This is a genomic window from Alphaproteobacteria bacterium (assembly GCA_019635875.1).
In the GTDB taxonomy this organism is placed as follows: domain Bacteria; phylum Pseudomonadota; class Alphaproteobacteria; order Reyranellales; family Reyranellaceae; genus JAFAZJ01.
The window spans coordinates 242880-256899 of record JAHBYP010000005.1 but is presented as its reverse complement, the minus strand read 5'-3'; the positions used below and the strand labels follow the sequence as shown (position 1 = coordinate 256899).

Annotated in this window: 13 protein-coding genes; 7 read left to right on the top strand and 6 right to left on the bottom strand. The window is 67.9% G+C overall.

Going from position 1 to position 14020, the window contains the following annotated elements; genetic code table 11:
* Nucleotides 1-109: 109 nt before the first annotated feature.
* Entirely contained in the window at nucleotides 110-547 is a 438-nt protein-coding gene (locus KF889_19215) for a MarR family transcriptional regulator (protein ID MBX3501577.1), read from the bottom strand.
* Nucleotides 548-595: 48 nt separating this feature from the next.
* On the opposite strand from KF889_19215, the gene KF889_19210 reads away from it, so the two are divergent.
* Entirely contained in the window at nucleotides 596-1018 is a 423-nt protein-coding gene (locus KF889_19210) for a VOC family protein (protein ID MBX3501576.1), read from the top strand.
* Between the two features lie 107 nt (nucleotides 1019-1125).
* Here the strand turns inward: KF889_19210 and KF889_19205 are convergent, their stop codons facing one another.
* From KF889_19205 to KF889_19185, 5 genes are all read right to left on the bottom strand, one after another.
* On the bottom strand, nucleotides 1126-2448 hold the full coding sequence (locus KF889_19205) for an Hsp70 family protein (GenBank protein ID MBX3501575.1): 1323 nt from the start codon (nucleotides 2446-2448) through the stop codon (nucleotides 1126-1128).
* 182 nt (nucleotides 2449-2630) lie between these two features.
* A complete protein-coding gene (locus KF889_19200) occupies nucleotides 2631-4157 on the bottom strand; it encodes a caspase family protein (protein MBX3501574.1) in 1527 nt (508 codons plus the stop codon).
* Nucleotides 4158-4201: 44 nt separating this feature from the next.
* Entirely contained in the window at nucleotides 4202-5623 is a 1422-nt protein-coding gene (locus KF889_19195; GenBank protein MBX3501573.1) for a TRAP transporter large permease subunit, read from the bottom strand.
* Nucleotides 5620-6186 (bottom strand): TRAP transporter small permease subunit, encoded by a 567-nt coding sequence (locus KF889_19190; GenBank protein MBX3501572.1) that lies wholly within the window; start codon nucleotides 6184-6186, stop codon nucleotides 5620-5622. The genes KF889_19195 and KF889_19190 overlap by 4 nt, the downstream gene beginning before the upstream one ends.
* 123 nt (nucleotides 6187-6309) lie before the next feature.
* Nucleotides 6310-7413: a TRAP transporter substrate-binding protein gene (locus tag KF889_19185; protein MBX3501571.1), complete on the bottom strand. Its 1104-nt coding sequence runs from the start codon at nucleotides 7411-7413 to the stop codon at nucleotides 6310-6312.
* A 196-nt stretch (nucleotides 7414-7609) separates the two neighbouring features.
* On the opposite strand from KF889_19185, the gene KF889_19180 reads away from it, so the two are divergent.
* The 6 genes from KF889_19180 (at nucleotide 7610) to KF889_19155 (ending at nucleotide 13937) form a co-directional block, all read left to right on the top strand.
* Nucleotides 7610-8551, top strand: a complete 942-nt coding sequence (locus KF889_19180; protein ID MBX3501570.1) for an LLM class F420-dependent oxidoreductase — start codon at nucleotides 7610-7612, stop codon at nucleotides 8549-8551.
* 193 nt (nucleotides 8552-8744) lie between these two features.
* A complete protein-coding gene (locus KF889_19175; protein ID MBX3501569.1) occupies nucleotides 8745-9989 on the top strand; it encodes an ABC transporter substrate-binding protein in 1245 nt (414 codons plus the stop codon).
* 167 nt (nucleotides 9990-10156) lie between these two features.
* Nucleotides 10157-11050: a branched-chain amino acid ABC transporter permease gene (locus tag KF889_19170; protein ID MBX3501568.1), complete on the top strand. Its 894-nt coding sequence runs from the start codon at nucleotides 10157-10159 to the stop codon at nucleotides 11048-11050.
* 13 nt (nucleotides 11051-11063) lie between these two features.
* Nucleotides 11064-12491, top strand: a complete 1428-nt coding sequence (locus KF889_19165) for a branched-chain amino acid ABC transporter permease (protein ID MBX3501567.1) — start codon at nucleotides 11064-11066, stop codon at nucleotides 12489-12491.
* 4 nt (nucleotides 12492-12495) lie between these two features.
* Nucleotides 12496-13233 (top strand): ABC transporter ATP-binding protein, encoded by a 738-nt coding sequence (locus KF889_19160; protein ID MBX3501566.1) that lies wholly within the window; start codon nucleotides 12496-12498, stop codon nucleotides 13231-13233.
* A complete protein-coding gene (locus tag KF889_19155; GenBank protein MBX3501565.1) occupies nucleotides 13230-13937 on the top strand; it encodes an ABC transporter ATP-binding protein in 708 nt (235 codons plus the stop codon). The genes KF889_19160 and KF889_19155 overlap by 4 nt, the downstream gene beginning before the upstream one ends.
* Nucleotides 13938-14020 lie beyond the last annotated feature (83 nt).

Here is a 14020-nt window from a genome sequence, read left to right as displayed (position 1 = left end):
CCCAAGGGTCGTCAACCACGACGGATGCGCGGCGGTTCTAGCCGGGCGCCGCCCGACCTGTCAATGAAAGTGGCGGATTCGGCAAAAGAATCAACGATTTCCGAGTGCTTCACCGGCGCCCGGCGAGGCGCCACAGGATGGCCAGCACGGCCTCGGCCCGGGCCTCGCCCAGGCGCCCCAGCATGCGCCGCTGGTGCGTCGCGAAGCGGCGCTTCAGTGTCCGCAGCATGCGCTGGCCGTCCCTGGTCAGCTCGATCTGCCGCACCCGCCGGTCGCGCGCGGGCGCGACGCGCAGCACCAGGCCGCGGCGCTCCAGCCGGTCGATCAGCGGCACCATGCGCGGCCGCTCGACGCCCAGCGCCGTCGCCAGCTCGGCCTGGCTACAGCCGGGATTGTCGGCGACCACCGCGAGGACCGAGAACTGCGCGGTGGTGACGTCGAGGCGGCCGAAGGCGCGGTAGATGTCCTCGGTGACGCTGAGCTGCGCGCGGCGGATCGCGTAGCCGATCGTGCCCTCGAGGTAGGAGAGGTCGAGCCTGGTTGCCATGAATAGATAACGCCATTATCTTTCTCTCCGGCGCAACCGGAGACCGACATGGAATTCGCGACCCAGCCGGTCGGGCGGCTTGACCACATCGCCATGGTGGTCGACGATCTCGCCGCGGCGATCGAGAGTTACCGCACGCTGTTCTTCGCCGAGGTCACGGCGACGCAGCACAACGCGCAATACGGCTTCTCCTCGGCCTTCGTCGATCTCGGCTATTCGCGGCTGCGCCTGATGCAGCCCGACGGCCCCGGCGCGACGGTGGTCAGCTTCTTCGGCTGGGAGGCCGGCGGCGGCATCCATCACGTGTGCTACCGCGTGGAGGACATCGCGGCGGCGCGCGAGCGGCTGGAACGCGGTGGCGCGCGCGTCATGGGCGACGGCGGCACCAAGCGTAGCGCCGAGGGCAAGCCGATGCTGTTCCTGCGCCAGGCCGGCGAGGACACGCCGCTGATCAAGCTGGAGCAGATCTAGGAGATCGACTGGGCGCACTGTCATCCCGAGCGCAGCGAGGGATCCAGGCCGGCCGTGGATTCCTCGCTGCGCTCGGAATGACAGCCGAGGCTTGTGCGGACTGCGCCCTAGCGTGCCGCGTCGGCCGGGTGGAGGGCGGCGGGCACGGCGTACCACTGCGCCGGATCGGGCTCCGTGCCGACCAGGGCGAGGCCGCGGGCGATGGATTCGAACTCGTTGCCACGATGGACCTTCAACGGCCCGAAGCGATCGGTGAAGATCGCCCGCACCGCCGGCACGAAGGACGAGCCGCCCGTCAGATAGACCTTGTCGATGTCGCAATCGCCCAGCCCGGCTCGGCGCAGCGCGTCATCGACCGTGTGGCCGATCTGCGCCAGCTCGCCCGCGATCCAGCGCTCGAAATCGCCGCGCGTGATGCGCCGCTCGATGTCGATGGTTCCGGCGCGGAAGGCGAAACTGGTCGCCGGTTCGCTCGACAGCGCCTCCTTGGCGGCGGAGACGGCGCGGAACAGGGCGTAGCTGTAGTCTTTGTCGAGCAGCTCGACGAAGCGGTCGAGCGCCGAGCGCTCGACGGCCTGCCCGGCGAGCTCGCGCAGGTCGCGCATGTCCTTCGACCATTTCATCAGCGCCAGCTGGTTCCAGCGCGCGAGCGCCGCGTAGTAGTGGTTGGGGATGGTCAGCGTCTTGCCGTTCGAGACGTAGCTGCCGCCCATGCCGAGCAGCGGCGAGATTGCGTGGCTGATGATCTGGTAGTCGAACGAATCGCCGGCGCAGGCGACGCCGGCATGGGCCAGCGGCACGGCGCGGAAGCGCCCGCCCTCGCGCTCGAAGCGCATGATCGAAAAGTCGCTGGTGCCGCCACCGAAATCGCCGACCAGGATTGTCGCCTCCTCGTCCACGCCGCGGGCGAAGAACAGGGCCGCCGCCACCGGCTCGTAGACGTAATTCGCCTGCGACCCGAATGCCTGGGCGTAGCGCCGCATGGCCAGGCCGTCGTCGGGATCGGCGCCGGCGAAGGTCACCGGCCGGCCGACGATCGTGCCCGGGCCGTGCGGTTGGACCGCGCCCGATGCGTGCTGCCACAGGTGGCGGAAGTAGGTGCCGACGAGATCCTCGAACTGGAAGGTGCGGCCGAAGATGCGCGTGCCGTCGAAGCGGGCGCTCGCGGCGTAGGTCTTGAACGACTGGATCAGCCTGGTGCCGGCCGGATGGCGCAGGAAATCCTCGATCGCCCATGGCCCGATCTCGGCGGCCGGCAGGCCCCTGTCGCCTTCGTGGAAGCTCAGCACCGAGCGGAAGGCGGTGGCCATGCCGCGCGGCGTCGGCAGACGCAAGGTCGAGATCGAGCCGTCCGCCGCGGCGAGGGCGATCACGGTGTTGGTCGTGCCGAAATCGATGCCGAGCGCACGCGGCCGGGCGGAAAGCTGCATGGGAAGTCCGTGGTCGCGACGGAACGGGGGGCAGCCCTCTAAGGCAAACACCGGCCGAGGTCAAACGATTCGGCGGGCCGGGCGAGTTGTGTTGCCTGTCATCCCGAGCGCAGCGAGGGATCTAGGGAAGCAGCCTGGATCCCTTGCTGCGCTCGGGATGACAGCGGCGACCGGACACAGCTCTACCGGCTCTTGCGCAGCGACAGGTGGTAGGTCTTGGCCGTGCTGCGCACGCGCATCGTACCCGACAAGGTGACGCCCGAGCGCGCCAGCTCGATATCCGAGCCGCCGCGCGTGCGCAGGGTCACGGCACTGTCGGTGATCGCGCACGGAATCGGCACGAAGGCGGCCGCCGCGTCGCGCCACGAGCAGCGCACGACATCGTCGGTCGACTCGACCCTGAGCGTGCGGCCGGCGCGCTTGTTGCGGCCATAGTCGTGGATCTGCCCGGTCCAGACGCCGGTGGCCCAGCGATTGCCGTCGCTCGCCGGCTGCGGCCTCGACAGGTCCGGCCAGCGCACGACGGTGTCGCTGACGCGGGCGAGCTCGATCTTGAACGTCGTTTCCGAGCTCGATCGCAGGTAGGTGCCGGTGAGCTTCTCGCCGGCGCGGCGCAGCCGCACGTTGGGCGTGCCGCCGCCGGTCGCGACCACGACCTCGTCCGAGGTGATCGCGCAACTGGTCTGCTGCTGCGGCGCGCCGCGCATCTGCCAGAAGCACTTCAGGTGGCCGCCGATACTCGCCGCGGCCCAGGAGCGCTGCGCCTCCCAGGCGCGGGGATAGTCGAGGATGCGTCCCTGCCAGGTGCCGACGGCCCACATCAGCTCGGGGCTGGCCGGCTGCGTCGCGAGCTTGCTGGGCCGGCCGACGAGATGGACCTCGCGGTCGATCGGCGAGGCCGACAGCCAGGGCTGCTGCTGGCCGCCGGTCGCGCGCCGCACCCGCACGCCGACCTCGTTGAACACCTGGCGGATCTCCAGGCCCGGCAGGCCGATGGCCTCGGCGAGCGCCTTGCTGTAGGGGCTGTTGCCGCCGCTGCCGTCGAGCGCGACGTTGCCCGGCTGGGTGGCGTAGGCGATCAGCGTGTTGTCGGGCGCGTCCATGCGGCCCAGCCCGCCGCCGGCGCCGCGCGTCGGCGGCTTGGCCTTCGCCGACGCCTTGCCCGCCGGTCGTGGCGACTGGATCGGCGTCGGTGTCGGCGAGCCGGCCGGCGCGACCGGAAACGGGTTGTCGCGGCAGGCATCGAGGATCACGACATTGAGCTTGGCGCGCGCCGCCTTCATCAGCGCCAGCACGTCGTTGGCGTTGATCATCTGGCGCGCGACATCGGCCTCGAAGCGCGGCGCGGCCGAGACCGGCACCAGCCAGTTGACGCCGGCAATCTGCACGCCGTGGCCGGCGTAGAAGAACAGCGCGACGTCGGCGCGGCGGCTTGCCTTGCGGAAGCCCTCCAGCGCGCGCTCGAAGCCGGCCTTGTCGAGATCCATCTGCGGGCCGTCGCCGACCAGCTCGAAGCCCAGCGCCTCGAGCCGCGTGGCGATCGCCAGCGCGTCGTTGGCGGGGTTGGCGAGTCGCTCGATCGAGCGGTAGGCGCTGTTGCCGATGACCAGCGCCACGCGCGGGCCGCCGTCGGGCAGGGGCTGCGCCTGCGCCGCGCCGAGGATCGCCGTCAAGAGGAGGGCGCACAGCGCGCCCGCGACATGACCCATCGCCAGCCTCTCCCCCGAGGTCCGCCAGCCGTCGGGATGCCGCCCTAGCGCCGCGGCCGCGAGTATTCGTCGTCTTCCAGCGACGGCGCCGATTTCTGCTGCTCGAGGATCTTGCGGTGCTCCTCGGGAATGACGTGCGAGCGCGCGGCTTCCTGCAGGCGGTTCGGCAGCCACGTGGCGATGCCCGGGAAGGCGACGATGAGGCCGATGCAGATCACCTGGATGATCATGAACTGGAACATGCCGCGGTAGATGGTCCCGAGACTCCAGTCCCTCACCACCTGTTTGAGGTAATAGGCCGACATCGCCACCGGCGGCGACAGGAAGGCCGTCTGCAGGACCACCGCCACGAGGGCGCCGAACCAGATCATGTCGATGCCCAACGCCTTCACGACGGGATAGAAGATCGGCACGAAGACGAGGACGATGGCGGGCCACTCGAAGGGCCAGCCGAGCAGGAAGATCAGGATCAGCACCATGATCAGCATCATCGAGGGCGGCAGCTGCATTCCCAGCAGCGACTCGGTGAGCCAGTTGGCCGTGCCCAGGCGAGCGAAGACGGCGCCGAAGACGTTGGACGTCACCGCCAGCAGCAGCACCATGCTCGACGTCGTCATGGTGGCGACCAGTGCCCGCTGGAGCCCCGCCCAGCTGAAGCGCCTGTAGGCGATGGTCAGCACCAGCGCGCCGGTGGCGCCGACGCCGGCGGCCTCGGTCGGCGTCGCGACACCGGCGAGGATCGAGCCCAGAGTGAAGGTGATCAGCAGCAGGAGCGGCACCGTGCCGAGCACGACCTCGGTCAGCATGACGCGCATCGAGTGCACACGCTCCTCGACCGGCACCGGCGGGCCGAGCTTCGGATTCATCAGGCTGCGGCCCAGCAGATACACGATGTAGGCGGCGGCGAGCAGGAAGCCGGGGCCGAAGGCCGCCGCGTAGAGATCGGCCACCGACACGCCGAGCACCGGCCCCATGACGATCAGCATCACGCTGGGCGGGATCAGGATGCCCAGCGTGCCGCCGGCGGTGATCGCGCCGGCCGCCAGCTGGGGGTCGTAGTTCGCCTTGTTCATGACCGGCGAGGCCATGATGCCCAGCACCGTGACCGCGGCGCCGACGATGCCGGTGGCCATGGCGAAGACGGCCGCCGTCAGGATGACGACCAGGAACAGCGCGCCGCGCAGAGGCGCGAGCAGCATGCGGAACGCCGTGAACAGTCGTTCCATCAGGCCCGCCTGCTCGGTCAGGAAGCCCATGAAGATGAACAGCGGCACGGCCGCGAGCAGCTCCTCCTTCATCATGCCGATGGTCTGGAAGTAGGCCAGGTCGACCACAACGCTGCCCATCCCGGCGAAGCCGAAGGTGAAGGCGAGGAAGAGGAGCGTGAAGGAGATCGGCACGCCGATGAAGATGGCGCCGATCAACGTCACCAGCATGATCAGGCCGAGGAGGGCGTCCGGCGTCATACTTCGATCTTGTCCTTGTGCTCGAGCTCGACGCCGGTGCGCGCCATGTAGATGCTCTTCAGCAGCTCAGAGACGCCCTGGATCATCAGCAGCAGGCAGGCGATCGGGACCACGAACTTGAACGGCCACAGGATCGGCCGCCACGGCGTCTGATCGGATGTCTCGTTGATCTGCAGGGCGTAGGCGGCCTCGTTCCAGCTGATGACAAAGAGCATGGCGAGGCTGGGAAAGAAGAAGACCGTGTAGGAGATGGTGTCGATCACGCCCTTCCTGCGGATCGAGAACCGCTCCCAGAAGAAGTCCGTCCTGATGTGCGCGCCCTTGTGCAGCGCGAACGCCGCCCCCAGCATGAAGATCGTGCCGTAGAGCATGTAGGTCACGTCGAACGACCAGATCGTCGGCGAGTTGAAGGCGTAGCGCGACACGACCTCGAAGGTGACGGCGCCCACCATCGGCACGGTGAGCCAGGCGATCACCATGCCGGTGCGATCGGTGAACCTGTCGATGACGCGGATGGTCCTCGCCAGCGCGGGCGACGGCCTGCCGCCGGAGACATCGGTCAAGTGGGGCACTCCAGGTTTCTCGCCGGCGTCGAGCCGGTCAGCGCGGCGCGCACAAGCGGGCGCGGCCACACGGGCCCGACGGGAGCGGGGGCGGCCGGTCGGCCGCCCCCGATCGATTGCAGCCTACCGCTTCTCGGGGAAGTAGTAGTTCGCCATGAACGAGTAGGGCGGGAAGTAGAAGCGCTTGTAGGGCACGACCTTCGCGGCGTACTCCCTCTGGGAATCGTGCACCTTCTTGAAGAAGGGATTCTTCGCCGCTTCGGCGGCCGCGATCTCGTCCCACTTCTTGATGAAGGCCAGCAGGATCTCGACGGGCGTGCGCAGGATCTGCACGCCGTGCTTCTCCTGCATCTCCTTGAGCGCGTCGGCGTTCTGCAGCTGCCACTTCGACCACCAGATCAGGAAGGTCTCGTTGGCCGCCGACTTGATGATCTCCTGGTGCGTCGCCGAAAGCTCCTTCCAGACGTCACCGTTGATCACCAGCTCGCCGATGGTGACGTTCTCGTGCACGCCGGGCGAATAGTGGTACTTCCACACGTTGTGGAAGCCGAGCCTGAGATCCTCGATGCCGCCCACCCACTCGGCGCAGTCGATGACGCCGCGCTGGGCCGACGGGATGATCTCGCCGCCGGGCATGTTGACGACGGTGAAGCCCAGGGCCTGCCAGACCTCGCCGGCGATGCCGGTCTGGCGGCACTTCATGCCCTTCATGTCCTCGACGGTCTGGATCGGCCTCTTGAACCAGCCGAAGGCCTGCGGCCCGGCCGGAAGGATCGGCAGCACGACGAGGTTGAGCTTCAGCTCCTTCTGGTAGAACTCCTGGTAGAGCTCGAAGCCGCCGCCATGGAACATCCAGCCCATGACGTCGGTGTAGTCCATGCCGAACGTGCCGCCGGGGCCACCGGTGAACAGGATCGCGGTCTTGTTCTTGCCGGTCCAGTAGCCGGCCCAGGCATGCGCGCCGTCGAGCACCTTCTTGTGCGTGGCGTCGAGCACCTCGAAGGCCGGGACCACCTGGCCGGCCGGCATGGTCTCGATCTTCAGCGTGCCGCCCGAGAGCTTGCTGACCCGCTCGGCAAAGTAGGTGAAGTTGTCGTAAAGCGTCAGCGATGCCGGCCATGTCGCCTGCATCTTCAGCACTTTTGTCTGCGCCAGCGCCGGCTGCGCGGCGAGCGAGCCGGCCGCCATGACGGCCGCACCGAACATTGCCATGAACAACTTTTTCATCGAACGCCTCCCATGTCTGGCGGGCGACGCCTCTTGTCGGGCGATACTGCACCGCAGAAGACTCAAACTAAGCGGAGCAAACTGAGGGAGTCAAAAGTATTCGACGCCGGCGCGCCGGGTTTGTCGGCGAGGCGCGGAGCCGGTGGCGGCGGCAGCCCGTTCGGGGCACAGTCGGCGCCCGACCCGGAGAGCGACGATGCGCTACGGCTTTTACCTGCCCACCCGCGGACCTACGGCGACGCGCGAGGGTGTCGTGTCGCTGGCGCGCGAGGGCGAGCGGCTGGGTCTGCATTCGGCGATGATCGCCGACCACGTCGTCTTCCCGGTCGAGAGCAAGTCCGACTATCCCTACACGCTCGACCGCAGGCATCCCGGCGGCGGCGACGCGCTGGACGCGCTGTCGATCCTCGGCGTGGTGGCCGGCGCGACCGAGCGGCTGCGGCTGGTGACCTCGGTGCTGGTGCTGCCCTACCGCAACCCCGTGCTGACGGCGAAGATGGTGGCGACGCTCGACGTGCTCTCCGGCGGGCGCGTCACGCTGGGCGTCGGCGTCGGCTGGCTGAAGGAGGAGTTCGAGGCGCTGGGCAGCCCGGACTTCGAGCGCCGCGGCGCAGTCAGCGACGAGTGGATCGCCATCTTCAAGCAGTTGTGGACGCAGTCGCCGGCCAGCTTCAAGGGAGCGTTCTACAGCTACAGCGACATCCGCGCCGAGCCGTTCCCGCTGCAGAAGCCGCATCCGCCGATCTGGGTTGGCGGCCATTCGCGCCCGGCGCTCAGGCGCACCGCGCGGTACGGCGACGGCTGGCATCCGGTGGGCGCCATCGCCGCCTCGCCGCTGCCGCCACAGGAGATGCGCACGCATCTGGCGACGCTCAGGCAGATGACCGAGGCCGAGGGCCGCGACTTTGCCAGGCTCACGATCTCCTACAAGGCGCCGCTCTACGACACGGCGGTGCCCGATCGCGACGGCACGCGGCGCAGCTTCTCGGGCACGCCCGACGAGATCGCCGGCGACATCCGAGCCTTCGCCGCCATCGGCGTGCACGAGCTGATCTTCGACTTCCGCAGCGAGAGCACGGCGCAGAGCGTCGAGCGCCTGCAGCGCTTTGCGTCGGAGGTCATGCCGCTGGTGCGGTGATTTCGCTGAGCAAGGCCGTCGCTATTGTTCTGGCCGCCGCGCGTCGGTATGGTGCCCGCATGGCTGCATTGCACGGTCGGACGCGCGTACGCCCGATCATGGAGGACGCTTCACCGGAACACAGTTGAGCAGATTACGGCGTAACGCTGGCGTGGCTTCGAGTTGTTTTTCCAATAACAAATGGGAGGCAACGATGCGCAGACGCGTAGTGTCCACAGTCCTTACCGCCGCCGCCGCGCTGGCCTTTGCCAGCGCCCCGGCATTCGCCGAGCCCAAGCCGATCAAGATCGGCCTGCTCTACTCGCTCTCGGGCATGGCCGCCGTCTACACCAAGGGCACGGTGATCGGCCATCAGATCGCCGCCGAGGAGATCAACGCCGCCGGCGGCCTGCTCGGCGGACGCAAGATCGAATACGTCATCCGCGACGACAAGCTGAAGCCGGGCATCGCGGTGGAGGAATTCCGCCGCATGGTGACGCGCGACCAGGTCGATTTCGTCATGGGCGTGATCAGCTCGGGCGTGGCGCTGGCCGTCTCCGAGGTCGCCAAGGAATCGAAGGTGCTGTTCGTCGACACCATCGCCCAGACCGCGGCGCTGACCGAGGAGCAGGGCCACGACTACGTCGTGCGGCTCAACACCAACAGCGTCACCTTGGGCCGCACCGCGGCGCTGGCCGCCGCCAAGGGCAAGTGGAAGAGCTACTACTTCATCGGCCCTGACTATGAGTGGGGCCACAGGGTCAACGCCGATTTCTGGTCGTTCCTGCAGAAGAAGAAGCCCGACGTCAGCAAGATGGGCGATCTGTGGCCCAAGCTCGGCGAGCGCGACTTCTCGGCGCACATCACGACCATCCTCAACGCCAAGCCCGACGCGGTGTTCACCTCGCTGTGGGGCGGCGATCTGATCGCCTTCATCAAGCAGGCCAATGCCTACGGCTTCTTCGAGAAGACGCAGTTCATCGCCACCGGCGCCGGCGATCTCGACATCCTCGAACCGCTGGGCGCCGAGATGCCCAACGGCATCATGGCGACGTTCCTCTATGCCTTCGACTATCTGCCGGTCAAGAAGGAGCAGAACGAGAAGTTCATCGCCGAGTTCAAGAAGCGCGCCGGCTACCTGCCGAAGTCGGGCGACATCATCGGCTATGTCTCGACCCATATCATGGCCGAGGCGATCAAGAAGGCCGGCTCGGCCGACAGCGCCAAGGTCAACGCCGCGATGCGCGGGACGCAGTACCAGACGCTGCTGGGCGACATCACCGTGCGCGACTTCGACGGCCAGGCGACGTTCCCGTACAACACCGGCTACACCGTCGCCGACCCCAAGTACCCGTTCAAGCGCCTCAAGGACATCACGCGCGCCAACGGCGAGGACGTGCTGTCGACCAAGGAAGAGGTGATGAAGGCGCGCGACGAGCACAAGAAGAAGGCCAAGTAGGCCCCGATCTACCTTCCCCCGGAGGGGGAAGGTGCCCGAAGGGCGGATGGGGGATGTCGAAGCCGGTCACCGGTGTCGTTGAAGCATCCCCCATCCGTCAGCGCTACGCGCTGCCACCTTCCCCCTCCGGGGGAAGGTAGAGATCGCTCAGTCAGGGGAACCCCGCGATGGCCAACATCACCGCCGAAGTGCTGCTGGTGCAGCTGCTCAACGGCCTGTTCATCGCCGCCGGCATCTATCTCGTGGCCTCCGGGCTGTCGCTGGTCTTCGGCGTGCTGGGCGTGCTGAACTTCGCGCACGGCTCGTTTTACATGTACGGCGCCTTTTTCGTCTTCACGTTGGTCGGCTACAAGTTCGGCGGCTTCTGGCCGGCGCTGCTGATCGCGCCCTTCATCGTGGTGATCCTCGGCGTCTGCACCGAGATCCTCTTCCTGCGGCCGATCTACAAGGCCGATCCGCTCTACCAGCTGCTGCTGACCTACGGCCTGGTGCTGATGTTCGGCGATACGGTGAAGCTGATCTGGGGCGCCGAGAACCAGTCGGTCAAGCGGCCGCCGGGGCTGGAGGGCACGGTCGACGTCTTCGGCGCGCTGTTTCCCAGCTACCAGATGTTCGTGCTGCTGCCGATCGGCCTGCTCACCGTCGTCGGGCTTTATCTGCTGCTCAACCATACCCGCATCGGCAACGTCGTGCGCGCCGCGACGCAGGATCGCGAGATGGTAAGCGCGCTGGGGATCAACGTGCGGCTGCTCTACACCGGCGTTTTCGCGATCGGCGCCTTCCTCGGCGGGCTGGGCGGCGCGGTGCTGGCGCCGATGGGCGCGCTCTATCCCGGGATGGACTTCGACGTGATCATCGAGGTCTTCCTCGTCGTCGTGCTCGGTGGCCTGGGCAGCATGGCCGGCACGGCGCTGGGCGCGCTGATCTACGGCATCCTGAAGTCCTTCGGCATCCTCTGGGTGCCGATTCTCGAATCGGTGTTCATCTACGTCCTGATGGTGGTCGTGCTGCTCGCCAGGCCGCAGGGCCTGCTCGGCAAGCGCCTCGAGACCAACCGCTAGCCGGAGGCGCGCAATGACCAGTTTGCAGGACACCGCCAGCAAGCCGGACGCCCTGTCGCGGCCGGCCGCCGCGAGCGCGCGCGATCCGATGATCTGGGCCTTCCTGGCGGCGCTGGTGCTGCTGTTCTGGCTGCCCGAGCTGATCCTCTACATGGGCTGGGCCCGGTTCTGGATCCAGTTCACCACCCAGGTCTTCATCTGGTCGCTGTTCGCCATGGCCTTCAACCTGCTGATGGGCTACACCGGCATGGTCTCGTTCGGCCAGGCGGCCTATCTCGGCATCGGCGGCTACACCGCGGGCCTGCTGCTGAAGAACATCCCGGGCCTGAGCTTCTATCTCGGCCTCGCCGCCGCGCCGGTCGGCGGCGCGCTGGCGGCACTGATCATCGGCTGGTTCTGCGTGCGCCGCACGCACATCTACTTCGCCATCCTCACGCTCGCCTTCGGCCACATCGTCTACCTGATCGTCTTCAAGTGGTACGACTTCACCGGCGGCGACAACGGGCTGATCGGCATCCCGGTGCCCAAGTGGATCACCGAGCCGACCTTCGCCAACTACTACAAGTTCGTGCTCGTGATCGTCGTCGCGGCGATCTACCTGCTGTGGCGCATCGTCAACTCGCCCTTCGGCAAGGCGCTGACCGCGATCCGCGAGAATCCCGAACGGGCGGATTTCATCGGCATCCCGGTCGATCGCTATCGCCTCTACGCCTTCGTCATCGTCGGCGCCTTCTCCGGCCTGGCCGGCGCGCTGATCATGGTCAACGAGCGCAGCGTCTATCCCGACCTGGCGCACTGGACGCAATCGACCCAGGTGCTGCTGATGGTGCTGCTGGGCGGCATCTACACCTTCTTCGGCCCGATCGTCGGCGCGCTCCTGCTGCGCACCATGGACGCCGACATCACCCAGAACTATCCCGAGATCTGGCAGCTCTTCCTCGGCGGCGTGCTGGTGCTGATCCTGTTCGGCCTGCCCGGCGGCATCGTCGGCTTCATCCAGGGCCGCGACATCTCGGCCGGCGACGATCCGGCGACGCGCCGGGCCAAGTCGCTGCGTGTGCTGGCGCGCAAGACCTCGATGTTCTTCGCCGGCGCGGTGCTCTTCACCGCCTTCTTCGCCGTCCTGCAGCAGCCGGAAGCCTGGCTCGAGCCCAGGGCGCGCAACTGGTCGATCTGGGCGCCGGTGACCTGGGGCGTCGTGCCCTGCGCGCTGGTGCAGCTGGCGCTGTTCGGCGGCGCGCTGTGGCTGCTGCTGCGCCGCGCCGAGCGCTTCGTGCTGCGCGACGCGGTCCTGCTGGTGGCGCTGCCGGTGCTCTTCCTGGCGCTGCACGCCTACCTGCAGACGCCGCTCTCCGGAATGCTGATCGCGCTGTTGTGGGTGATCCACACGATCCACGCGCTGGCGCAGCCTGACCTGCGCCGCGCCTTCGCGAAGGGTTGAGGCCATGCTGCGCATCGAGGGCCTGTCAAAATCCTTCGGCGGTTTCGTCGCCGTGCGTGACGTCAGCCTGTCGGTCGAGCGCGGCCGCACGGCGTGCGTCATCGGTCCCAACGGCGCCGGCAAGTCGACCCTGTTCAACCTGATCACCGGCCATATCCAGCCGACGCAGGGGCGCGTGCTGTTCGAGGAGCGCGAGATCACCGGACAGTCGCCGCACGCGATCTGCCGCATGGGCATCGGCCGCTCGTTCCAGCGCACCAACATCTTTCCCAAGCTCACGGTGTTCGACAACGTGCAGGTCGCGGTGCTGGCGCACCAGGGCCGCACGCTCAACATGCTGACCCCGGCGCGGGCGCTGGCGCGCGAGGAGACCATGGCGCTGCTCGAGGCGGTCGGCCTGGCGGGCGAGGCGCTATCGACCAGCGGCACCTTGTCCTACGGCCTGCAGAAGCAGCTCGAGCTCGGCATCGCGCTGGCCAGCGAGCCGCAGCTGCTGCTGCTCGACGAGCCGACCGCCGGCATGTCGCCGCAGGAGACCGCCGACTCGATCGCGCTGATCGGCCGCATCCAGCGCGAGCGCGGCCTGACCCTGCTCTTCACCGAGCACGACATGGACGTGGTGTTCTCCATCGCCGAGCAGATCACCGTGCTGCACCAGGGCGCCGTGCTGGCCGAAGGCACGCCGCAGGAGGTGCAGGCCAACGAGGACGTGCAGCGCATCTACCTGGGCGAGGCCGAATGATCCTGGAAGTCGACGAGCTCTACACCGCCTACGGGCTGAGCCAGATCCTGTTCGGCGTCTCGCTGTCGGTCGGCCGCGGCGAGTGCGTCGCCCTGCTGGGCCGCAACGGGGTGGGCAAGACCACGACCTTGCGCTCGATCATGGGGCTGACGGCGCCGAGCAGGGGCCGCGTGCGCTACAACGGCGCCGACATCACCGGCCGGCCGGCCTACCAGGTGGCCAAGCTGGGGCTGGGCTTCGTGCCCGAGGAGCGCCGCATCTTCCCCGACCTCACGGTGCGCCAGAATCTCGACGTGGCGCGCAAGAACGCCGCCACGGCGCACGCCAGGGCGTGGACCATCGAGGCGGTGTTCGAGACCTTCCCGGCGCTTCAGCCGATCAGCGAGCGCAAGGGCGGCTACCTGAGCGGCGGCGAGCAGCAGATGCTGACCATCGGCCGCACCCTGATGGGCAATCCCGACCTGCTGCTGCTCGACGAGCCCAGCGAGGGCCTGGCGCCGATCATCGTGCGCGATCTTGGCCATCAGATCCGCCGGCTCAAGGAGCAGGGCCTGACCATCCTGCTGTGCGAGCAGAACGCCAAGTTCGCCGCCCGGCTCAGCGACCGCGCCTACGTGCTGGAGAAGGGCCACGTGCGCTTCGCCGGCACGATCGACGAGCTGCACGCCAACGAGGAGGTGCGGCAGCAATATCTCGGGTTGTAGCATCTTGCCTTCCCCCGGAGGGGGAAGGTGGCGCGCAGCGACGGAAGGGGGATGTCGAAGGCGAACACGGGAGTCTGTCTTCG